At 72.0% G+C, this 19,292-nt stretch carries 22 protein-coding genes; 17 read left to right on the top strand and 5 right to left on the bottom strand.

Annotation, left to right across the window (positions count from 1 at the left end; translation table 11 throughout):
- Window positions 1-268 precede the first annotated feature (268 nt).
- Complete coding sequence (gene ilvD, locus PHZ_RS10865; protein WP_012522531.1) at window positions 269-2,008, top strand: dihydroxy-acid dehydratase; 1,740 nt, start codon at window positions 269-271, stop codon at window positions 2,006-2,008.
- 1 nt (window position 2,009) lies between these two features.
- On the top strand, window positions 2,010-2,702 hold the full coding sequence (locus tag PHZ_RS10860) for an aspartate/glutamate racemase family protein (protein WP_012522530.1): 693 nt from the start codon (window positions 2,010-2,012) through the stop codon (window positions 2,700-2,702).
- A 7-nt stretch (window positions 2,703-2,709) separates the two neighbouring features.
- Here the strand turns inward: PHZ_RS10860 and PHZ_RS10855 are convergent, their stop codons facing one another.
- From PHZ_RS10855 to xth, 4 genes are read right to left on the bottom strand one after another with little or no spacing between them, the layout of a single operon-like run.
- Entirely contained in the window at window positions 2,710-4,365 is a 1,656-nt protein-coding gene (locus PHZ_RS10855) for an acyl-CoA dehydrogenase family protein (RefSeq protein WP_012522529.1), read from the bottom strand.
- Window positions 4,366-4,405: 40 nt separating this feature from the next.
- Complete coding sequence (locus PHZ_RS10850) at window positions 4,406-5,098, bottom strand: NnrU family protein (protein WP_012522528.1); 693 nt, start codon at window positions 5,096-5,098, stop codon at window positions 4,406-4,408.
- A gap of 49 nt (window positions 5,099-5,147) precedes the next feature.
- The gene (locus PHZ_RS10845; protein ID WP_049758208.1) at window positions 5,148-5,771 is read right to left on the bottom strand and encodes a hypothetical protein; all 624 of its coding nucleotides are present in this window, start codon (window positions 5,769-5,771) and stop codon (window positions 5,148-5,150) included.
- Window positions 5,772-5,816: 45 nt separating this feature from the next.
- Entirely contained in the window at window positions 5,817-6,596 is a 780-nt protein-coding gene (gene xth / locus PHZ_RS10840; RefSeq protein ID WP_012522526.1) for an exodeoxyribonuclease III, read from the bottom strand.
- 116 nt (window positions 6,597-6,712) lie between these two features.
- Here xth and PHZ_RS10835 point away from each other — a divergent pair, with 116 nt between their 5' ends.
- Genes PHZ_RS10835 through PHZ_RS10825 form a run of 3 tightly spaced genes read left to right on the top strand, consistent with a single transcriptional unit; the run spans window position 6,713 to window position 8,156 of the window.
- A complete protein-coding gene (locus tag PHZ_RS10835) occupies window positions 6,713-7,366 on the top strand; it encodes a glutathione S-transferase family protein (RefSeq protein WP_012522525.1) in 654 nt (217 codons plus the stop codon).
- Window positions 7,363-7,704 (top strand): ArsR/SmtB family transcription factor, encoded by a 342-nt coding sequence (locus PHZ_RS10830; RefSeq protein ID WP_012522524.1) that lies wholly within the window; start codon window positions 7,363-7,365, stop codon window positions 7,702-7,704. Before PHZ_RS10835 ends, PHZ_RS10830 begins: the two co-directional genes overlap by 4 nt.
- Window positions 7,701-8,156, top strand: a complete 456-nt coding sequence (locus PHZ_RS10825; RefSeq protein ID WP_012522523.1) for an SRPBCC family protein — start codon at window positions 7,701-7,703, stop codon at window positions 8,154-8,156. The genes PHZ_RS10830 and PHZ_RS10825 overlap by 4 nt, the downstream gene beginning before the upstream one ends.
- On the opposite strand, the gene erpA is transcribed toward PHZ_RS10825, so the two are convergent.
- Entirely contained in the window at window positions 8,153-8,488 is a 336-nt protein-coding gene (erpA, locus tag PHZ_RS10820; protein WP_012522522.1) for an iron-sulfur cluster insertion protein ErpA, read from the bottom strand. The genes PHZ_RS10825 and erpA overlap by 4 nt on opposite strands.
- Before the next feature lie 82 nt (window positions 8,489-8,570).
- Between erpA and PHZ_RS10815 the strand changes: the two genes are divergently transcribed.
- From PHZ_RS10815 to PHZ_RS23100, 12 genes are all read left to right on the top strand, one after another.
- Window positions 8,571-9,764 carry a deoxyguanosinetriphosphate triphosphohydrolase gene (locus tag PHZ_RS10815; protein ID WP_012522521.1) on the top strand — a complete coding sequence of 398 codons (1,194 nt, stop codon included), beginning with the start codon at window positions 8,571-8,573 and terminating at the stop codon, window positions 9,762-9,764.
- A gap of 150 nt (window positions 9,765-9,914) precedes the next feature.
- Entirely contained in the window at window positions 9,915-10,709 is a 795-nt protein-coding gene (gene ftsN, locus PHZ_RS10810; protein WP_012522520.1) for a cell division protein FtsN, read from the top strand.
- The gene (gene nagZ / locus PHZ_RS10805; RefSeq protein ID WP_012522519.1) at window positions 10,706-11,707 is read left to right on the top strand and encodes a beta-N-acetylhexosaminidase; all 1,002 of its coding nucleotides are present in this window, start codon (window positions 10,706-10,708) and stop codon (window positions 11,705-11,707) included. The genes ftsN and nagZ overlap by 4 nt, the downstream gene beginning before the upstream one ends.
- Window positions 11,704-12,513 (top strand): segregation and condensation protein A, encoded by an 810-nt coding sequence (locus PHZ_RS10800; RefSeq protein ID WP_012522518.1) that lies wholly within the window; start codon window positions 11,704-11,706, stop codon window positions 12,511-12,513. The genes nagZ and PHZ_RS10800 overlap by 4 nt, the downstream gene beginning before the upstream one ends.
- Window positions 12,510-13,160 (top strand): SMC-Scp complex subunit ScpB, encoded by a 651-nt coding sequence (gene scpB, locus PHZ_RS10795; protein ID WP_012522517.1) that lies wholly within the window; start codon window positions 12,510-12,512, stop codon window positions 13,158-13,160. Before PHZ_RS10800 ends, scpB begins: the two co-directional genes overlap by 4 nt.
- 88 nt (window positions 13,161-13,248) lie before the next feature.
- The gene (locus PHZ_RS10790) at window positions 13,249-13,461 is read left to right on the top strand and encodes a twin-arginine translocase TatA/TatE family subunit (RefSeq protein ID WP_012522516.1); all 213 of its coding nucleotides are present in this window, start codon (window positions 13,249-13,251) and stop codon (window positions 13,459-13,461) included.
- A 73-nt stretch (window positions 13,462-13,534) separates the two neighbouring features.
- Window positions 13,535-14,071, top strand: a complete 537-nt coding sequence (gene tatB, locus PHZ_RS10785; RefSeq protein WP_012522515.1) for a Sec-independent protein translocase protein TatB — start codon at window positions 13,535-13,537, stop codon at window positions 14,069-14,071.
- Window positions 14,068-14,967, top strand: coding sequence for a twin-arginine translocase subunit TatC (gene tatC / locus PHZ_RS10780; protein ID WP_012522514.1), 900 nt, complete (start codon window positions 14,068-14,070; stop codon window positions 14,965-14,967). The genes tatB and tatC overlap by 4 nt, the downstream gene beginning before the upstream one ends.
- 79 nt (window positions 14,968-15,046) lie before the next feature.
- The gene (gene serS / locus PHZ_RS10775) at window positions 15,047-16,327 is read left to right on the top strand and encodes a serine--tRNA ligase (RefSeq protein WP_012522513.1); all 1,281 of its coding nucleotides are present in this window, start codon (window positions 15,047-15,049) and stop codon (window positions 16,325-16,327) included.
- Entirely contained in the window at window positions 16,324-17,097 is a 774-nt protein-coding gene (surE, locus tag PHZ_RS10770; protein ID WP_012522512.1) for a 5'/3'-nucleotidase SurE, read from the top strand. Before serS ends, surE begins: the two co-directional genes overlap by 4 nt.
- A 2-nt stretch (window positions 17,098-17,099) precedes the next feature.
- Window positions 17,100-17,771 carry a protein-L-isoaspartate(D-aspartate) O-methyltransferase gene (locus tag PHZ_RS10765; protein ID WP_012522511.1) on the top strand — a complete coding sequence of 224 codons (672 nt, stop codon included), beginning with the start codon at window positions 17,100-17,102 and terminating at the stop codon, window positions 17,769-17,771.
- 111 nt (window positions 17,772-17,882) lie between these two features.
- A complete protein-coding gene (locus tag PHZ_RS23100; protein WP_012522510.1) occupies window positions 17,883-19,289 on the top strand; it encodes a M23 family metallopeptidase in 1,407 nt (468 codons plus the stop codon).
- Window positions 19,290-19,292: the final 3 nt, after the last annotated feature.

The following is a 19,292-nucleotide window of genomic DNA, read 5'->3' as shown; positions in this document are numbered from 1 at the left end:
AGACAACCTAGGGGCGCGCCTGAGGCGCGCCTTCTTTCTTTGTGCGCGCCGTCGACTGCTGTGGCGAGTGTCGAGTCGACAGTGTTCGGTAGGCTCAACGCCTTACGCGGCAAGGAATCGCGCCGGCTCAGCGCGTCCCGCGCCGCCGTCGCGCCGCCGGGTGCAGGGCGCCAGTTAGAGTAGAGTGGCCACGCGCGCGCCGCGGGGGACTTCCACCGGCGGCGAGCGGCCCTTACAGAGGGCCGGCCTTAGTCGGGAGCGCCTGAACATGCATCGCAAACCGGACGGATCCTGGGACAAGTCGAAGCTCCCCAGCCGCCACGTGACCGAGGGGCCCTCGCGGGCGCCGCACCGGTCGTACTTCTATGCGATGGGCCTGGGCAGCCGCGAGATCGCCCAGCCGTTCGTGGGCGTAGCCTCGTGCTGGAACGAGGCCGCGCCGTGCAACACCGCCCTGATGCGCCAGGCGCACGCCGCGTCCGAGGGCGTGAAGCGCGCCGGCGGCACCCCGCGCGAGTTCTGCACCATCACCGTCACCGACGGGATCGCCATGGGCCACGAGGGCATGCGCTCGTCCCTGGTCAGCCGGGACCTGATCGCCGACTCCGTCGAGCTGACCATGCGCGGCCACGCCTACGACGCCCTGATCGGCGTCGCCGGCTGCGACAAGAGCCTGCCGGGCATGATGATGGCCATGCTGCGCCTGAACGTGCCCTCGGCCTTCATCTACGGCGGCTCCATCCTGCCCGGGACCTGGCACGGGCGAGAAGTGACCGTGCAGGACGTTTTCGAGGGCGTCGGCAAGCACTCCGCCGGCCAGATGAGCCTCGAGGATCTGTGCGACCTCGAGCAGCACGCCTGTCCGGGCGACGGGGCCTGCGGCGGCCAGTACACGGCCAACACCATGGCCTGCGTGTCCGAGGCGATCGGCCTGGCCCTGCCGCTGTCCTCGGCGCTGCCGGCGGCCTATCTCGACCGCGACGAATACGCCCGCGCCACCGGCGAGGCGGTGATGGCCCTGCTGGAGCGCAACCTGCGTCCGCGCGATATCTGCACCCGCGAGGCGTTCGAAAACGCCGCCGTGGTGGTGGCCGCGACCGGGGGGTCGACCAACGGCGGCCTGCACCTGCCGGCCATGGCCCACGAGTGCGGCATCGAGTTCACCCTGCGCGACGTGTGCGAGATCATGAAGCGGACGCCGTACCTGGCCGACCTGATGCCGGGCGGGCGCTATCCGGCCAAGAAGATGGGCGAGGCGGGCGGCGTGCCGATGCTGCTGCGCACCCTGCTGGACGCCGGCCTGATCCACGGCGACTGCATGACGGTCACCGGCAAGACGATCCGCGAGAACCTGGAAGGCGTCGTCTGGAACGACGAGCAGGACGTCATCCGCCCGGTCTCCAATCCGCTGTCGCCCACGGGCGGCGTCGTCGGCCTGTGGGGCTCGCTGGCCCCCGACGGCGCGATCGTGAAGGTGGCCGGCCTCAGCCACACCAAGCACCGCGGCCCGGCCCGGGTGTTCGACGGCGAGGAGGCCTGCTTCGCCGCCGTCGAGGCGCGCGACTACAAGGAAGGCGACGTGCTGGTCATCCGGTACGAGGGGCCCAAGGGCGGCCCCGGCATGCGCGAGATGCTGGCCACCACGGCGGCCATCAAGGGCCAGGGCGTGGAGAACATCGCGCTCATCACCGACGGCCGGTTCTCGGGCGCCACGCGCGGCCTCTGCGTCGGCCACATCGGTCCGGAAGCCGCGGACGGCGGCCCCATCGCGCTGGTGAAGGACGGCGACATCATCTCCATCGACGCCGAGGCCGGCACGATCGAGCTGGAGGTCGATCCGATCGAGCTGGAGCACCGCGCCCACCTGCTGGCCCAGGAGGAGCCCCGCCGGACGAACTACGGCTCGGGCGCGATCTGGAAGTACGTCCAGCTCGTGGGCCCCGCGCACCTCGGCGCCGTGACCCATCCGGGCCACGCTGGCGAGACGCACGTCTACGCGGACATCTGAGGTGCGGACCCTCGGCCTCATCGGCGGGATCAGCGCCGAGAGCACGGTCGTCTACTACCAGCTGCTCAACCGCCTGGTCCGCGAGCGGCTGGGCGGCCTGCATTCGGCCAAGCTGATCCTGTGGTCGGTGGACTTCGCCCCCGTGGCCGAGCTGCAGGCCAAGGGCGACTGGGACGAGACCGGCCGCCAGTTCGCCGAGGCCGCGCGCCGGCTGGTGGCGGCGGGCGCGGAAGGCCTGATGATCTGCGCCAACACCATGCACCTGAACGCGCCGCAGGTGGCCGAGGCCGGCGGCGTGCCGCTGATCCACATCGCCGATGCGACCGCGCAGGCGCTGAAGGCGAGGGGCGTCGCCCGGCCGCTGCTGCTGGCCACGCGATTCACGATGGAGAAGCCGTTCTACCTCGATCGGCTGAGGGGGCAGGGGCTGGACGGCTTCGCGCCCGAGGCGGCCGACCGCGAGCGGCTGCACGCGATCATCTACGACGAGCTCTGCCAGGGCGTGATCCGCGAGGAGTCGCGGCGCGAGGTGCTGGGGATCATCGAGCGCGGCCGCGCGGCGGGCGCCGACGGGGTGATCTTCGGCTGCACCGAGATCGGCCTCCTGCTCGATCCGGCCGACATGGCGCTGCCCACGGTCGACAGCGCCGTGGCCCACTGCGAGGCGGCGGTGGAGTTCGCGCTAGGGGCCTAGCCGAGGCTTAGTCGAACCGCTGGCGGTCCACGATGGCCGCCACGTCCGCGCCGCCGGGCAGGATCCCGAACGAGCGGCCGCCCTCGTCCCCCAGCCGGGTGGCGCAGAAGGCGTCGGCGACGGCGGCCGGCGCGTGGCGGACCAGCAGCGCGCCCTGCAGCACCAGCGCCATCCGCTCGGCGGTCCGGCGCGCGTCGGCCTCTCCGGGGCGATGGCGCGCCAGGCCGTCCAGCAACCCCTCGGCCGCAGCGTCCAGCCGCCGGTCCGCGCCCCGGGCCTCGGCGACCTCGGCGGCGTAGGCCTCCAGCGCCAGGGGCTCGCGCCCCAGGGTGCGCAGGATGTCGAGGGCGATGACGTTGCCCGAGCCCTCCCAGATCGCGTTCAGCGGGCTCTCCCGGAACAGGCGCGGCATGGGGGTCTCCTCCACGTAGCCGACGCCCCCGTGGCACTCCATGCACTCGTAGACGAAGTTCGGGTTGCGCTTGGTCAGCCAGTACTTGCCGACCGCCACCGAGAGGCGGGCGAAGGCGCGGCCGGCCGGATCCTCGGCGTCGAAGGCGCGGGCCACGCGCATCGAGAGCGCCGCCGCCGCCTCGTACTCGACCGCCAGGTCGGCGATCACCGAGGTCATCGCCGGCTGGTCGATCAGGGTCTTCTGGAACGCCCGGCGCCCGCTCACCTGGTTCACCGCCTGGGCCAGGGCCATGCGCATGATCCCCAGGGTGCCGCCCATGGTGCCGAGCCGCGTGTGGTGGACCATGTCGATGATCACCTTCACCCCTTCGCCCTCGTCGCCGAGGAGCTGGGCGTAGGCGTCGTGGTACTCGATCTCGCTGGAGGCGTTGGACTTGTTGCCCAGCTTGTCCTTCAGCCGCATCACCCGGATGCCGTTGCGTTCCCCGTCGGGCGTGATGCGCGGGACGAGGAAGCACGACAGGCCGCGCTCGGCGTAGGCCAGCGTCAGGAAGCCGTCGCTCATCGGCGCCGAGCAGAACCACTTGTGGCCGACGAGGCGATAGGCGCGCGGATCGCCGGTTTCCAGCCGGTAGGCGCGGGTGGTGTTGGCCCGCACGTCGCTGCCGCCCTGCTTCTCGGTCATGGCCATGCCGACGGTGATCCCCGCCTTCTGCCCGATGGGCCTCAGCGGGGCGTCGTAGCGGCCGCCCAGCAGCTTATCGAGCCACGGCCCGGTCACGTCGGGCTGGGTGCGCAGGGCCGGAACGGCGGCGTAGGTCATGTTGATCGGGCACATGACCCCGGCCTCGGCCTGGGTGAACAGGGCCAGGGTCGCCAGGTGGCCGACGTGGCCGCCCGGCCGTTCCGCAGTCCAGGCGATGTCGTGGATCCGGTGCTCCATGGCGAGGGCCATGAGCTGGTGGTAGGCGGGGTGGAACCGGGCCTCGTCCACCCGCCGGCCGTAGCGGTCGAACGTCACCAGTTCGGGCGGGAAGCGGTTGGCCTGTTCGCCCCAGTCCAGCACCTGTTCCGAACCCACCGCCGCGCCCAGGGCCGAAAGCGGCGCGTCCAGCCACTCGCCGGCCTCGCGCCGCGCGGCCTCGCGGAAGGCGACGTCGATCTCGTAGAGGTTCCGGCCCGCGAACTCGGGCGGCTGGTTCAGGACCTCGTGGGTGGCGAGCTGGGTCGTGGGGGCGAAGACGGGCATGGACCCATTCCACTCCCGCCCGTCGGCCACTTCAAGGCCGTCAGGGGAGGGCGGGGACGCCGAACAGCCAGGGGTGGCCGAAGGCCAGCGCGGCCCAAACCAGGATCGCGACGGCGAACCGCCACCAGCCGATCTCTCCCAAGCTCAGGCGCTGGCGGCCCTGGGCGATGGCCAGGAAGGGCACGTTCGAGGTCTGGGCCGCGAAGGCGTCCCACTTGGTCCCCAGCTTGCGCCGACGCTTGGCGTCGATGCTCGCGGTGCCGAACAGGCCGAGGGCCAGCATCGAGCCGAACAGGATCAGGCTGGCGGCGTCGCCGTTCACCAGCAGGTGCCCCAGGGCCCAGATCGCGACGCCCCACAGGAAGGGGTGGCGGGTGACCCGGAGCATGCCGCGCACCAAGCCCGGCCGGTCCAGCGCGCCCTCCTGGCGGACGCTGGTGGGGTTGGGGGTGGTCAGGCCCACGACGATGAACGTCACCGCCACGAGCTGGATGAGGAGCTGCAGGTGGCGGGTCCCGGTGGAGACTCCCCACAGCACGTCGTTGTCAGGGGCGCTGCGGGCGGCGGCGAAGGCGAAGCCCAGCCAGACGAGGCCCGCCGCCGAGGTCAGGGAGAACAGGCCCATGTAGGGGCCGTCTCCGATCCTGCCGGTCAGGGCGTCGCGGACCCGGGTCCCCGAGATCAGCAGATGGATCAGCACGAAGAATGCGGCGGCGGCGATGAGATTGGTCATGGGGCCCTCCTGGCGCGGGACCGTGGCCTTATAAATTTACAGCGTCAAGTCATGCCGCGTCGGCCGACTCGTCCTCCGGCTCGTCGTCCTGCGGAGGGGTCCGCTCGGCGGCCGACGGCGCGACCGGAACGGGCGCGGCGCGCTTCGGGACGGGCCGGCGCAGCAGCGATTCCATGCGCGCGATCCAGCGGTTGCCCTCCTGCAGGGCCTCGGACGCCGTGGCCGCCTTGCGCTTGCCCTCGTCGCCGCTGGACCACAGCTCAAGCGTGAAGTCGGGATAGGTCGGGTCGTCGAAGACGAAGCGCAGGCGCACGTGATCCTGGGCGCCGCCATGCTGGTCGAGCGCGCGGCGCTGCTCGCCGCGGTGGGTGCGGGCCCCGACCTGGCCGTCGACCACCAGCTCGGCCCCCATCAGCTCGTCGACGCGGTACAGCAGGCACCAGCCGCCGGCGTCCCAGCTCACGGCCACGGCGCCCGCGGCGAAGTCGAAGCCTATGCCCTTGCCGCGGCCGCGCGCGATCAGCAGGGCGTGCGGCTCGGCCCCCAGCACCTTCTTCAGGCTGCGACGGATGCGGCGGGATTCCTCGAGGAACCAGACGAAGGCGGCCCCCAGCGCCGTGAAGGCGCCGCCGGCGATCGCCATCAGCACGATCAGTCGCCCGACCTCGTCCATTCGCTCAGCCTACGCCCGTTTCGGCGAGTCGGGCTACGGCGCAGCTCAGGCGTCCAGTTCGACCACCAGCGGGACGTGGTCCGAGGGCTTCTCCCAGCCGCGCACGTCGCGGTGGATGGTCACGCCGCGCAGCAGGTCGGCGGCCTGGGGCGAGAGCAGGGCGTGGTCGATGCGGATGCCGTTGTTCCGCTGCCAGGCCCCGGCCTGGTAGTCCCAGAACGTGTAGGCGCCGGGCGCGCCGTCGGCCTGCAGGTAGGCCTCGGTGAGGCCGAGGTTCTTCAGCGCCCGGAAGGCAGCCCGGCTCTGCGGCTGGAAGAGGGCGTCGTCCTCCCAGTTCTTGGGGAACTCGGCGTCGCGCGGCTCGGGGATGACGTTGTAGTCGCCGGCCAGGACGAGCGGCTCCTCGAGCTTGAGCAGGTTCTGGGCATGGCGGTGCAGCCGGCCCATCCAGGCCAGCTTGTAGGCGAACTTCTCGGTCCCCACCGGATTGCCGTTCGGAAGGTAGATCGACGCCACCCGAACGGGCTGGGGTCCCGAGACCACCGCCTCGATGTAGCGGGCGTGCTCGTCGCCGTCGCCCTCCGGCAGGCCGCGGGTCACGTCCTCCAGCGGCCGCTTCGAGAGGAGAGCCACGCCGTTGTAGGTCTTCTGGCCGTGGATCGCGAGATTATAGCCAAGCCGTTCAAAGGGTTCGGCCGGGAACTTCTCGTCGACGCACTTGATCTCCTGCAGGCACGCCACGTCCGGCTGCGCCGCCTCGAACCAGCGCACGACGGTCTCCAGGCGCGCGTTGATCGAGTTCACGTTCCAGGTGGCGATGCGCATCGAAGGCTCCGGCTCAGGTGGAGCGGAAGCTAGTGGGGCGCGCGGCCGGGCTCAATGGCTTGCGCGTTGCGCCATCGGCTGATACTTAAGGAAATACTTAAGTGAAAGGCGCCGCCATGCCCCTGATCCTTCACCAGCACCCGCTGTCCTCCTACTGCTGGAAGGCCAAGATCGCCCTCTACGAGGCGGGGCTGCCGTTCGAGGCGCGCCTCGTCGACTTCGGCGACGCTGAGGGGCGGGCGGCCTTCCAGGCGCTGTCGCCGATGGGCAAGATGCCGCTGCTGGAGGATACGGACCGCGGCCGCCTGGTCCCCGAGACCACCGTCATCATCGAGTACCTCCAGGCGCACCATGCGCCCTCGGCCGGCCTGATCCCGGCGGACGCCGAGGCGGCGCTCCGCGTCCGGCTGCTCGACCGGGTGTTCGACAGCTACGTGATGGACCCGACCTCGCGCATCGTCGCCGAGAATTTCCGCGGCGGGGACGATCCGGTGGGCGTGGCCCAGGCCGACGCGACCCTGGCCAGGAGCTATGGCTGGCTCGAGCGCGAGCTGGCCGGCCGGACCTGGGCGGCGGGCGAGGCGTTCACCCTGGCCGACTGCGCCGCCGCGCCGGCGCTGTTCTACGCCGACAAGGTGGCGCCGTTCCGCGACAGCCATCCCACCCTCGGCGCCTATCTCGACCGGCTCGAGGCGCGGCCGTCCTTCGCCCGGACGCTGCAGGAGGCGCAGCCGGTCATGCACATGTTCCCCGGCCGGAAGGCGGCGTGAGCCCCCTGGCGACCGGCCGCCTCGACGGCCTGTTCCAGGCGCTCGCCGATCCCACCCGGCGTGCGATCGTGGAGCGCCTGAGCCGCGGCCCCGCCTCGGTGAGCGACCTGGCGCGGCCCTTCGACATGAGCCTGCCAGCGGTGGTGCAGCACCTGGCGGTGCTGGAGGCCGCCGGCGTCGTGGCTTCCGAGAAGGTCGGCCGGGTCCGCACCTGCCGCATCGAGCCCGCCGCGCTCAGCCGCGCCGAACAATGGATCCACGCCCGCCGGACGGCCTGGGAGCAACGCCTCGACCGCCTGGGCGACTACTTGGCCGCCAACCCCGAGGAGCCCTCATGACAGACCGCAACGTCGTCCACGCCACCTTCTGCATCGAGCGCGCCTATCCGGCCGCGCCGGCGCGGGTCTTCGCCGCCTGGGCGAGCCCTGAGGCCAAGGCGCGGTGGTTCGACGGCCCGGAGGGCTTCGAATGCTATGAGCGCTCGATGGACTTCCGCTCGGGCGGGTCCGAGCGGCTGTGGGGCAAGCACCCCGGCGGCAAGGTCTCGGACTTCCAGGCCCGCTACTTCGAAGTGATCCCGGACGCCCGGATCATCTACGGCTACGACATGCACGTGGACGGGGTGAAAATCTCGGTCTCCCTCGCCACCATCGAGTTCAGGCCCGACGGCGCCGGGACCCGCCTCGTGATGACCGAGCAGGGCGCATTCCTCGACGGCTACGACGACGCCGGCAGCCGCGAGGAGGGGACCCGCTGGCTGCTGGAGAAGCTCGCGGCCTCGCTGGACTAGATCGAGAAGCTGACGCCGCAGCCGCAGCTGGAGCGGGCGTTGGGGTTGCGGATGCGGAACTCGGCGCCGGCCAGCTCGTCCACGAAGTCGATCTCCGAGCCCTTCAGCAGGGCGAGGGAGACCACGTCCACCAGGGCCGCGGCGCCGTCGCGCTCGACCTTCAGGTCGTCGGCCTGCGGCTGGTCGACCAGGTCGAACTGGTACTGGAAGCCCGAGCAGCCGCCGCCTTCCACGGCCACGCGCAGCATCACCGGCCGGCCTTCGGCCTCGCCCAGGGCGCGGATGCGTTCGGCGGCGGCGGGAGAAAGGGTGACGTCTTCGGTCGTGGTCATCGGCTGTTAAACGAAATGATGGCCTGGACTATATGAGGGCCTGGGCGGCTTCGACCAAGAGGCCACGAATTAGAATGGTTTGATGGCCGCGACCAATCCCCCCCGGACCAACCCCGCCAGGGCTCCCTTCGCCGAAGATCCGACCCGCTCGCGCGGCCGCAAGGTCGCCGAGCCCGAGAGCCGCACGCGCACGCCGTTCGCCCGCGACCGCGACCGGATCATCCACTCCACCGCCTTCCGCCGCCTGAAGGAGAAGACCCAGGTCTTCGTGGCGCACGAGGGCGACCACTTCCGCACCCGCCTGACCCACTCGCTGGAGGTGGCCCAGATCGCCCGCTCGGTGGCGACCGCCCTCGGCCTCGACGCCGACCTGGCCGAGACCATCGCGCTGGCCCACGACCTCGGACACCCGCCGTTCGGCCACGCCGGCGAGGACGAGCTGCAGATCCAGATGCGCGGCTTCGGCGGCTTCGACCACAACGTCCAGACGTTCCGGGTCGTCACCAAGCTGGAGCGCCGCTATCCGCGGTTCGACGGCCTGAACCTGACCTGGGAGACGCTGGAAGGGGTCATCAAGCACAACGGACCGGTCACCGATAAGCTGGCCAAGCCCTCGTGGAGCGCCATCGCCGAGTTCGACGCCGAGTACGACCTGCGCCTGTCGGGCTGGGCCTCGGCGGAGGCGCAGGTGGCCGCCCTGGCCGACGACATCGCCTACAACAACCACGACGTGGACGACGGCGTCGCCGCGGGCCTGTTCCACCTGAAGGAGCTGCTCGACGTTCCGCTGATCGGGCCGCACGTGCACTCCGCCCTGGCCGACTATCCCGACTGCGACCAGCAGATCATCCGCCTCGAGGCCGTGCGCCGGATGATCGGGGCCATGGTCGACGACGTCATGGCCGAGACCCGCCGCCGGGTGGCCGAGGGCATGGTCGACGGGCCCGAGGACGTGCGCAACCTGGGCCACGCGGTCGTCGCCTTCTCGCGCGACATGGCCGAGGACCTCGCCGCCCTGCGCGCCTTCCTGATGGAGCGCATGTACCGCCACTGGCGGGTGAACCGCACGCGCAGCCAGGCGCGGCGGATCCTGGCCGAGATGTTCCAGCTCTTCATGTCCGAGCCGGACGTCCTTCCCACCGAGTGGCAGGCCAAGATCCAGGGCCGCGACGAGGCCGGTCGCGCGCGGGTGGTCTGCGACTACATCGCCGGCATGACGGACCGCTTCGCGATCGAGGAGCACCGCAAGCTCTTCCACCTGGAGATCTGGGGGTAGGGCGGCCCGCCCCATTCCCGCCCGAGATCGCCCACAGAAAACGGCTCCCCCAGGCGCTGGCGGGGCCCATGCTCCGCTAGACTGCCCCCACACGCGCGCGATTCGCGTCCCGACGCGGGCGCGCGCCAGACGACGTCTCGGAGCCTACGCATGTCCGACCACGAGCGCGGCGCCTACACGCCCCCGACCGACGCGCCCCTCTCGTTCGACGCCCGCCAGCCGGTGCGGGGCGCGCGGCCCGTGCCGATCACCCTGATCATCAGCGTCCTGGTCCTGGCGGGCCTGGTGGCGGCGATCTTTGTCTTTTACCGCTCGGGCGTCCGGCAGGCGGGGGATGCGCCCCAGGCCGTCGGCGTGCCGGTCGAGGGCATGAAGACCGCGGCGCCCCCAGAGGCCCAGCCGCAGGACCCCGCCGCGGGCCTGCAGATCTACCGCTCCGAGGCGGGCGCCGCGCCCGAGGCCGTGCCGACCTTCACCCCGGGGCCCGAGGAGCCGCAGCCGCGCCCTGCGCCGACCACGCCCGTTGTGGTGGCCCAGGCGCCGGCCCAGCGTGCGCCGCAACCCGCCCTGCGGCCCGCGCTGCCTGCCCAGGCTCCGGCCCAGGCGCCGGCCCAGGCCGCGCCGCCGCCCGCCGCGGCCAAGGCCCCGGAACCCAAGGCGCCTGAAGCCAAGGCGGCCCCGGCCCCCGCGCCGAAGGCCGCTTCCGGCGCCGCCGCCGTGCAGGTGGGCGCCGTCTCCTCGCCGGCGCTGGCCGACAAGACCTGGAACGAGGCGGTCGCCGCCGCGCCCGGGCTCGCCGCCGGCAAGGGCAAGGCCGTCGAGAAGGTCGAGCGCAACGGCGCGACGCTCTACCGGACCCTGGTCACCGGCTTCGCCAGCCGCGAGGACGCCCAGGCGTTCTGCGGCCGCCTGAAGGCCGCGGGGAAGGCCTGCTTCGTCCGGTGAGCGTCTCGGCCGCGATCCTGGGCTGCTCGGGCCCCGCGCTGACCGCGGAGGAGGCCGCCTTCTTCCGGGACGTGCGGCCCTGGGGCTTCATCCTGTTCGCGCGCAACCTCGAGACGCCGGACCAGATCCGCCGCCTCACCGCCGCGCTCCGCGAGACGGTGGGACGGGCCGATGCGCCGATCCTGATCGACCAGGAGGGCGGGCGCATCCAGCGGCTGGGGCCGCCGCAGTGGCGGGCCTATCCGCCGGGACGGGCCTACGGCGCCCTGCCGCCCGACCGGCGCCGGGAGGTCACCCGCCTGGGCGCGCGGCTGATCGCCCACGACCTCGCCGAACTCGGGATCAACGTGGACTGCGTGCCGGTGCTGGACGTGCCCGACCCCGAGGGGCACGAGATCATCGGCGACCGGGCCTACGGCGAGACGGTCGAGGACGTCGCCCTGCTGGGCCGCGCCGCCTGCGAGGGCCTGATGGCCGGCTGCGTCCTGCCGGTGGTCAAGCACATCCCCGGCCACGGCCGGGCCAAGGCCGACAGCCACCTGGAGCTGCCGGTGGTGGACGCGCCGTTCGAGGCGCTGGACGCCCGCGACTTCGCCCCGTTCCGCGCGCTCTCGGACATGCCGATGGCGATGACCGCCCACGTCATCTACGCCGCCGTCGACCCCGTGCGGTCGGCCACCACCTCGGAGCGGGTGTTCGAGCGCGTGATCCGCGGGGTCATCGGCTACGACGGCCTCGTGATGAGCGACGACCTGTCGATGCAGGCGCTGAGCGGCGGCATGGCCGAGCGGGCGGCGGAATCGCTTGCTGCCGGCTGCGACGTGGTTCTCCACTGCAACGGTGACATGGCCGAGATGCGGGCGGTGATCGACGGGACAGGCGAGCTTTCGGGCCGGGCGGCCGAGCGGGCGAGGGCGGCGCTCTCGCGCATCCCCGGCGCGCCCGAGCCGCTGGACCATGCGGAGGCGGTGGCCCGTTTCGACGAGGCCTTCCGGTGAGCAAGAGCTTCCAGCCCAGCCTCGATTTCGCCGCCGCCGCGACCGCGGCCGAGGACGGCGAGGCCCTGATCGTCGACGTGGAGGGTTACGAGGGTCCGCTGCACGTGCTGCTGGCCCTGGCGCGCAGCCAGAAGGTCGACCTCCTGAAGCTGTCGGTGACCAAGCTCGCCGAGCAGTACCTGGCGTTCGTCCAGGAGGCCCGCCGCCGGCGCTTCAGCCTGGCCGCCGACTACCTCGTGATGGCCGCTTGGCTCGCCTATCTGAAGTCGCGGCTGCTGCTGCCCAGGCCCGAGCGGCCCAAGGCGGAGGAGCCGCCGGCCGAGGAGATGGCCGCCCGGCTGGCCTTCCGCCTCGCCAAGCTGGAGGCCATGCGCAACGCCGCCGAGGCGCTGAAGGCCCGCCCGCAGCTCGGACAGGAAGTGTTCGTCCGCGGCGATCCCGAGGCCATCAAGGTCGTGCCGTCGGGACGGATCGAGGGCGACCTCTACGCCCTGATGAGCGCCTACATCGAGCAGCGCCGCAAGGAGACCGCCCGCCACTACACGCCGGCCGCGCCCAAGGCCTATCCGCTGGAGGATGCGCGCGAGCGCCTGCGCCGGCTGCTGCCCGACCTCGACCGCTGGACGCCGCTCACCGGCGTCGCCCCGTTCGGCCCGGCCGCCGAGAACATGCCCTCGCGGGCGTCCTATGTGGCCTCGACCCTCTCGGCCAGCCTGGAGCTGGTGAAGGAAGGCGCGCTGGAGGCCCGCCAGCTCGAGGCCTTCGCCGACATCTACCTGCGCGCGCGGGGGAGGGCGGCGGCGTGACCGACCGGCTGGAGACCGCCCGCGAGGTTGAGGCGCTGCTGTTCGCCGCCGCCGGGCCGCTGACCGAGCAGGACCTGCAGGGCCGGCTGCCCGAGGGCGCCGACGTCGCCGGTGCGCTGGAGGAGCTCCAGCGGCTGTATGCGGGGCGCGGGGTTGTGCTGGCCCATGTGGCCGGCGGCTGGCGCTTCCAGACGGCCGAGGACCTCGCCTGGCTGATGACCGAGGAGCGGGACGAGCCGCGCCGGCTGTCGAAGGCGGCTCAGGAGACTCTCGCCATCATCGCCTATCACCAGCCGGTGACCCGGGCCGAGATCGAGGCGGTCCGCGGCGTGCAGGCCAGCAAGGGCACCCTCGACGTGCTGCTGGAGCTCGGCCTCGTGCGGATGCGCGGGCGCCGCCGCACCCCGGGCCGGCCGGTCACCTACGGCACCACCGACGCCTTCCTCGAGCACTACGGCCTGGCCAGCCTCGCCGACCTGCCGGGCGTGGCCGAGATGCGTGCGGCGGGCCTGCTGTCGCTGGACATCCCGGCCGACTTCGCCGTTCCCAATCCGGCCGACCCCGCGCCGGACGAGGATCCGCTGGACCTCGCCGAAGCCCCCGAGTTCCACGTGGACTTCCTGGGCGAGGACGAGCCGGGGAAATAGGGCGCTTCGTCGCCGTGGCGCGCGCGGCGCGGTCGGACTATATAGGCCGTGACGTTCCAAAGGGGGGACGCACAAGGAGTTAGGCCTCATGGGCTCTTTTTCGATCTGGCACTGGCTCATCGTGCTGGTCGTGGTGGCGCTTCTGTTCGGCGGCCGCGGCCGGCTGTCGGGCATCATGGGCGACGCCGCCAAGGGCATCCGCGCCTTCCGCGACGGCCTGAAGGGCGAGAGCGAGCAGGCCGAGGACGAGACGGCCAAGCCGCTCCCCAAGGAGCGCGACAAGGACAGCGCCCGCGGCTGACCGCGCGGATTCGACATCACCGGCGCGCCGGCCCGCTTGATCGCGGCCGGCGCTTGCGTTTAGGCCACCTGCAATGCTTCCCGAGATCGGCGCCGCTGAGCTCCTGATCATCGCCGCGGTGGCGCTGATCGTGGTGGGCCCCAAGGACCTTCCGCTGCTGATGCGGCGGATCGGCCAGTTCATGGCCAAGGTCCGTTCCATGGCCTCCGAGTTCCGCGCCAGCTTCGACGACATGGCCCGCCAGTCCGAGCTGGACGACCTGCGCAAGGAGGTCGAGGCGATGCGCCGGGGCCAGTTCGCCGACATGTCCATCGCCGACGGCGCCATGACCGAGGCGGCCGGCGACATCGAGAAGAGCCTCGCCGGCGTAGGCGTCCAGCTTCATTCCCCCACGGGCTACGAGAACACGGTCGAGCCGCCGCCCCCCGAGCCGGAACCGCAGCCGGCCGCCGAGCCTGCGCCGAAGCCCGCCCGCAAACCGCGCGCCGCCAAGCCGAAGGCGGCGGCGGCGCCGAAAGCCGCGGCCAAACCGAAGGCTGCCGCCAAGCCCAAGCCCAAGCCCAAGACCCCAGGCCTCAAGGCCCGCAAGACCGCCGGGAGCGCGGAATGAGCGCCTGGCAGGACGAGGAATCCGAGATCGAGGCCTCGCGCGCGCCGCTGCTCGACCACCTGATCGAACTGCGCAAGCGGCTGATCATCTGCGTCGCGGCGGTGTTCGTGGGCTTCGTGGTCTGCTTCGGCTTCGCCACGCCGATCTACCAGTTCCTGCTGCACCCGTTCGAGATGGCCGCGCGCCTCTTCGCGGCCCAGCGGGCCGGCCACACCTCGGGTCCGTTCGACCTGCTGTTCGTGGTCATGGGCGTGAAGTCGCTGCCGCAGCTGGGGGGCGAGAACCTGCAGCTCGTGTTCACGGCGCCGCTGGAGTTCTTCTTCACCAAGCTCAAGCTCGCCGGGTTCGGGGCCATCGTGCTCTCGTTCCCGGTGCTGGCCTGGCAGGTCTACGCCTTCGTCGCGCCGGGCCTCTACAAGCGCGAGCGCAAGGCCTTCCTGCCGTTCCTGCTGGCCGCGCCGGCGCTGTTCCTGCTGGGGGCCGCGCTCGTCTACTTCGTCATCCTGCCGTTCGTGCTGTGGTTCTCGCTCTCGCAGCAGATTGTGGGAGCGGGGGCGATCTCGGTGCAGCTCCTGCCCAAGGTCTCGGACTATCTCAGCCTCGTCACGACCCTGCTGCTGGCCTTCGGCCTGTGCTTCCAGCTGCCGGTCGTGCTGACCCTGCTCGGCATGGCCGGGCTGGTGGGCTCGAAGATGCTGCGGGCCGGCCGCCGCTACGCCATCGTGGCGGTGTTCGTCGTGGCCGCGATCGTCACTCCGCCCGATCCGATCAGCCAGACCATGCTCGCCCTGCCGATCGTGCTGCTCTACGAGGTCTCGATCTGGTGCGTGGCGCTGATCGAGCGCCGCCGCCGGCGCGAGGAGGAGGCCGCGGGCAAGGACGTCGTGCCGACCTGACGCGGCTTCTTGGCCGGCCCTTCTTGGCGCCTGTTCCGACGCGCTCTAGAGAGGTCCGCTCAACCGACAAGCGGGCCCCATGCACGACATCCGAGCCATCCGCGAAACCCCCGAGCTTTACGAGAAAGCCTGGGCCGCGAAGGGCTCGCCCGGCAAGGTCGCCGAGATCCTGAAGCTGGACGAGGCCCTGCGCGCCGCCCAGACCGCCCTGCAGGCGGCCCAGGCCGAGCGCAACGAGGCCTCCAAGAAGATCGGCCAGGCCAAGGCGCAGAAGGACGAGGCCGAGGCCACGCGGCTGATGGCCCACGTCGAGACCCTGAAGAAGGCGCTGGAGGAGCAGGGCGAGGTCGAGCGCTCGGCCGGCGAGGCGCTGCGCGCCCTCCTGGCCGGCCTGCCGAACATCCCCGCCGCCGAGGTGCCGGACGGCGCCGACGAGCACGACAACGTCGAGGTCCGCCGCTGGGGCGAGCCGCGCGCGATCGCCGCGCCCAAGGACCACGCGACCCTCGGCGAGGCGATGGGCCTGATGGACTTCGAGGCCGCGGCCCGCATGAGCGGCGCCCGCTTCGTGGTGCTGAAGGGCCAGCTCGCCCGTCTGGAGCGCGCGCTCGGCCAGTTCATGCTGGACCTGCAGACCCAGGAGCACGGCTACACCGAGGTGAACCCGCCGCTGCTGGTCAACGACGCGGCTGCCTACGGCACCGACAAGCTGCCGAAGTTCGCCGAGGACCTGTTCCAGACGACGGACGGCCGCTGGCTGATCCCCACGGCCGAGGTGCCGCTGACCAGCCTGGTCATGGGCCAGATCGTCGCCGAGGAGGAGCTGCCGCTCCGCTACACGGCCCTGACGCCGTGCTTCCGCTCCGAGGCCGGGGCCTCGGGACGCGACACCCGCGGCATGATCCGCCAGCACCAGTTCAACAAGGTCGAGCTCGTCTCCATCACCACGCCCGAGCAGTCGGCGGACGAGCACGAGCGGATGGTGGGCTGCGCCGAGGCCGTGCTGAAGCGGCTCGAGCTGCCGTTCCGCACCATGCTGCTGTGCCGCGGCGACATGGGCTTCGGGGCCCGCAAGACCTACGACCTCGAGGTCTGGCTGCCGTCCCAGGAGAAGTACCGCGAGATCAGCTCCTGCTCGAACACCGGCGACTTCCAGGCCCGCCGCATGGACGCCCGCGCCAAGAAGGCCGGCGAGAAGGGCACGCGCTACGTCCACACGCTCAACGGCTCGGGCTTGGCCGTCGGCCGCACGCTGGTGGCCGTGCTGGAGAACTACCAGGACGAGGGCGGCCGGATCGCCATCCCCGAGGCCCTGCGCCCGTACATGCCGGGGATGACCCACATCGGGGGCGCGGCTTGAGGATTCTCATCACCAACGACGACGGGATCAACGCCGACGGCCTCGCGGCGCTGGAGCGCATCGCCGCCCAGCTGTCGGACGACGTCTGGGTCTGCGCGCCCGAGTACGAGCAGTCGGGCGCGAGCCGCGCCCTGACCCTGGCCGAGCCGATCCGCGTGCGCCGGCTGGACGATCGCAAGTTCTCCACCACCGGCACGCCCACCGACTGCGTGATGCTGGCCGTCCACGAGCTGGTGAAGGGCAGGCGGCCCGACCTGCTGCTCTCGGGCGTCAATCGCGGGGCGAACCTCGCCGAGGACGTCAGCATGTCCGGCACGGTCGCCGGCGCCATCGAGGGCATGGCCCTGGGCGTACCCTCGATCGCCCTGTCGCAGATGGGCTTCTACGAGCCGGGCGAGAGCTTCGAGCCGGCCGAGGCCTTCGCGCCGGGCATCATCAAGCGCCTGGTCGAGCTGGGCTGGCCCGCCGACGTGGTGCTGAACGTCAACTTCCCCAATCGGCCCGTCGAGGAGATCACCGAGGTGGAGGTCACCCGCCAGGGCTTCCGGGACGTCCACGTGCGCCACGCCGAACGCCGGACCGACCTGCGGGGCAAGGAGTACTACTGGATCGGGTTCCGGCAGGAACGGTCCAGCCCGCCCGACGGCACCGACCTGCGCGCGCTCTACGAGGGCAAGATCTCGGTGACCCCGCTGCACATCGACCTGACCCACCAGCCGGCCGTTTTCGACCTGAAAGGCAAGCTGGGCGGCGCGCCTCCGAAGGTCTGAGGATGTCCGAGCCCCCGATCCCCGCCGACGGCGACACGCCCGAAACCCGGATGGCCCGGCTGATCCTGGCGTTGCGGTCCCAGGGCGTCAGCGACGCCAAGGTGCTGAACGCCATCGAGAAGACCCCGCGCGAGCTGTTCACGCCCGAGCTGTTCAAGGAGCGTGCGTTCGAGGATTCGGCCCTGCCGATCGCCTGCGGCCAGACCATCAGCCAACCGTTCATCGTCGGCCTGATGTCCCAGGCGCTGAAGGTCGACAAGCGCGACCGCGTGCTCGAGATCGGCACCGGCAGCGGCTACCAGACGGCGATCCTCTCGAAGCTGGCGCGGCTGGTCTACACGGTCGAGCGCTACCGCACGCTGATGCGCGAGGCCGAGGCGCGCTTCAAGGCGCTGGGCCTCACCAACATCATCACCCGGTTCGGCGACGGCGGGGAGGGGTGGCCCGAACAGGCGCCTTTCGACCGCATTATGGTCACGGCGGCGGCGCCGGGAGAGCCCAAGGCGTTGCTGTCGCAGCTCAAGCCGAGCGGGATCCTGGTCGCGCCCATCGGCAAGGGGCCGGTGCAGACCCTTCGCCGCTACACCGGCGACGGGAAGGGCGGGTTCGAGGTCGAGGACCTCATCGACGTCCGCTTCGTGCCCCTGCTCGAAGGCGTGGCCAAGGAACTCTGACGGCCGTCCACAGGCTGCGGCGGTTTGCGGGTTGGCGGGGGCGCCGGCCCGCCGCCATCATTCCCGCCCACGCCCCGTTGATTCTCTTGGACCTCCACACCCGGAGCGGCGATGACGCACCTTCCTACGCGCCCGATCCTGAGCCTGCTGGCCGCCAGCGCTCTGACCGCGTGCGCCAGCCCGAACTTTCCGATCGAGCCGCCGGTCATTCAGACGCCGCCGCCGCCCTCGGCCGCGCGCGCGCCGGCCGAGCCGCCCATGGCGCGGACGCAGGAGCCGGCGCCGGAAGCGCCGCGCCCGACCGAGCGGGTGGAGTCGCGTCCGCTGGACATGCCGCCGGCCGCGCCCCGGGCCGAGTCGCGGGCGGAGTCGCGTCCGTCCGCCCCTGCCGCGACCCCGCCGGCAGAGCCGACCTACCGCACCGTCACGACCCGCAGCGTCACGGGCCGGGTGGTCGATGTGGACGGCCCGCCGACGGTCTACGAGGTCAAGTCCGGCGACAACCTCGAGAAGATCGCCCGCAAGCTCGACACCACGGTCGAGCAGCTCAAGAAGGACAACAAGCTCAAGTCCGACGTGATCCGTCCGGGCCAGGAGCTGAAGGGGCCGCGCAGCGAGGCGAAGGCCTACACGGTGGAGTCGGGCGACACGCTCTACGCCATCGCCCGCCGGTTCGGCGTCTCGGCCGGCGCGATCGCCGGAGAGAACGACATGGCCATCGAGGCCACCCTGCGGCCGGGCCAGCACCTGCGCCTGCCGTCCGGGTTCCGGGACCGCGGCCCGATCACCTCGACCCAGCGGGTGCGCGTCGATCCGCCTCCGCCGCCGCCGCAGCGGCCCGCGCCGGCTCCGGTGCAGACCGCTCAGGCGACCCCGCCGCCGCCGCCTCCGCCGCCGCGCGAGGAGCCGCCGGCGCGCCTGCCGAGCCGCCCGCAGCCCTACACCGGCCGGGCCCAGCCCACGCCGGCCCAGCCGCCGCGCGCGACGACGCCCGCCCCGACGCCGGCGCCCGCGCAGACCGCGCCGGCCCGGCCGGCTCCGCCGCCCGCCTCGACGCCGCGCATCGTCGGGGCCCCCGTCGCCTCGGCCCAGCCCAGCGACAGCGAGATTTCGCAACTCGGCCGCGGCCGCTTCCTCTGGCCCGTTCGCGGCGACATCCTGTCGGGCTTCGGCCCCAAGGGCCCCAGCCAGCGCAACGACGGGGTGAACATCCAGGCCAAGGCCGGCGAGCCCGTACGTGCGGCCGCGGCCGGCGACGTGGTCTACGCCGGCGACCAGGTTCCCGGCTTCGGCAACCTGGTGCTGATCAAGCACGCCGACGGCTGGGTGACCGCCTACGGCCACCTCGCGCGGGTCGACGTGAAGATGCAGCAGAAGGTCACCCAGGGGCAGCAGATCGGCCAGGTCGGCCAGACCGGCGGCGTCTCCGAGCCGCAGCTGCATTTCGAGGTCCGCTACGCGCCCACCCCCGAGGAACGCGCGCGGCCGATCGATCCGGCCCTCGTCCTGCCGCGCTAGGGG

It is taken from the genome of Phenylobacterium zucineum HLK1, from assembly GCF_000017265.1.
Lineage (GTDB): Bacteria > Pseudomonadota > Alphaproteobacteria > Caulobacterales > Caulobacteraceae > Phenylobacterium > Phenylobacterium zucineum.
This window is presented reverse-complemented; position numbering and strand designations above follow the sequence as displayed.

Bases quoted from the DNA above. Each gene is read 5' to 3' on its own strand.
- ilvD (WP_012522531.1), top strand. From the start codon at position 269: ATGCATCGCAAACCGGACGGATCCTGGGACAAGTCGAAGCTCCCCAGC.
- PHZ_RS10855 (WP_012522529.1), bottom strand. From the start codon at position 4,365: ATGCCCGTCTTCGCCCCCACGACCCAGCTCGCCACCCACGAGGTCCTG.
- PHZ_RS10850 (WP_012522528.1), bottom strand. From the start codon at position 5,098: ATGACCAATCTCATCGCCGCCGCCGCATTCTTCGTGCTGATCCATCTG.
- PHZ_RS10845 (WP_049758208.1), bottom strand. From the start codon at position 5,771: ATGGACGAGGTCGGGCGACTGATCGTGCTGATGGCGATCGCCGGCGGC.
- xth (WP_012522526.1), bottom strand. From the start codon at position 6,596: ATGCGCATCGCCACCTGGAACGTGAACTCGATCAACGCGCGCCTGGAG.
- PHZ_RS10835 (WP_012522525.1), top strand. From the start codon at position 6,713: ATGCCCCTGATCCTTCACCAGCACCCGCTGTCCTCCTACTGCTGGAAG.
- PHZ_RS10825 (WP_012522523.1), top strand. From the start codon at position 7,701: ATGACAGACCGCAACGTCGTCCACGCCACCTTCTGCATCGAGCGCGCC.
- erpA (WP_012522522.1), bottom strand. From the start codon at position 8,488: ATGACCACGACCGAAGACGTCACCCTTTCTCCCGCCGCCGCCGAACGC.
- PHZ_RS10815 (WP_012522521.1), top strand. From the start codon at position 8,571: ATGGCCGCGACCAATCCCCCCCGGACCAACCCCGCCAGGGCTCCCTTC.
- ftsN (WP_012522520.1), top strand. From the start codon at position 9,915: ATGTCCGACCACGAGCGCGGCGCCTACACGCCCCCGACCGACGCGCCC.
- PHZ_RS10790 (WP_012522516.1), top strand. From the start codon at position 13,249: ATGGGCTCTTTTTCGATCTGGCACTGGCTCATCGTGCTGGTCGTGGTG.
- tatB (WP_012522515.1), top strand. From the start codon at position 13,535: ATGCTTCCCGAGATCGGCGCCGCTGAGCTCCTGATCATCGCCGCGGTG.
- tatC (WP_012522514.1), top strand. From the start codon at position 14,068: ATGAGCGCCTGGCAGGACGAGGAATCCGAGATCGAGGCCTCGCGCGCG.
- serS (WP_012522513.1), top strand. From the start codon at position 15,047: ATGCACGACATCCGAGCCATCCGCGAAACCCCCGAGCTTTACGAGAAA.
- PHZ_RS10765 (WP_012522511.1), top strand. From the start codon at position 17,100: ATGTCCGAGCCCCCGATCCCCGCCGACGGCGACACGCCCGAAACCCGG.
- PHZ_RS23100 (WP_012522510.1), top strand. From the start codon at position 17,883: ATGACGCACCTTCCTACGCGCCCGATCCTGAGCCTGCTGGCCGCCAGC.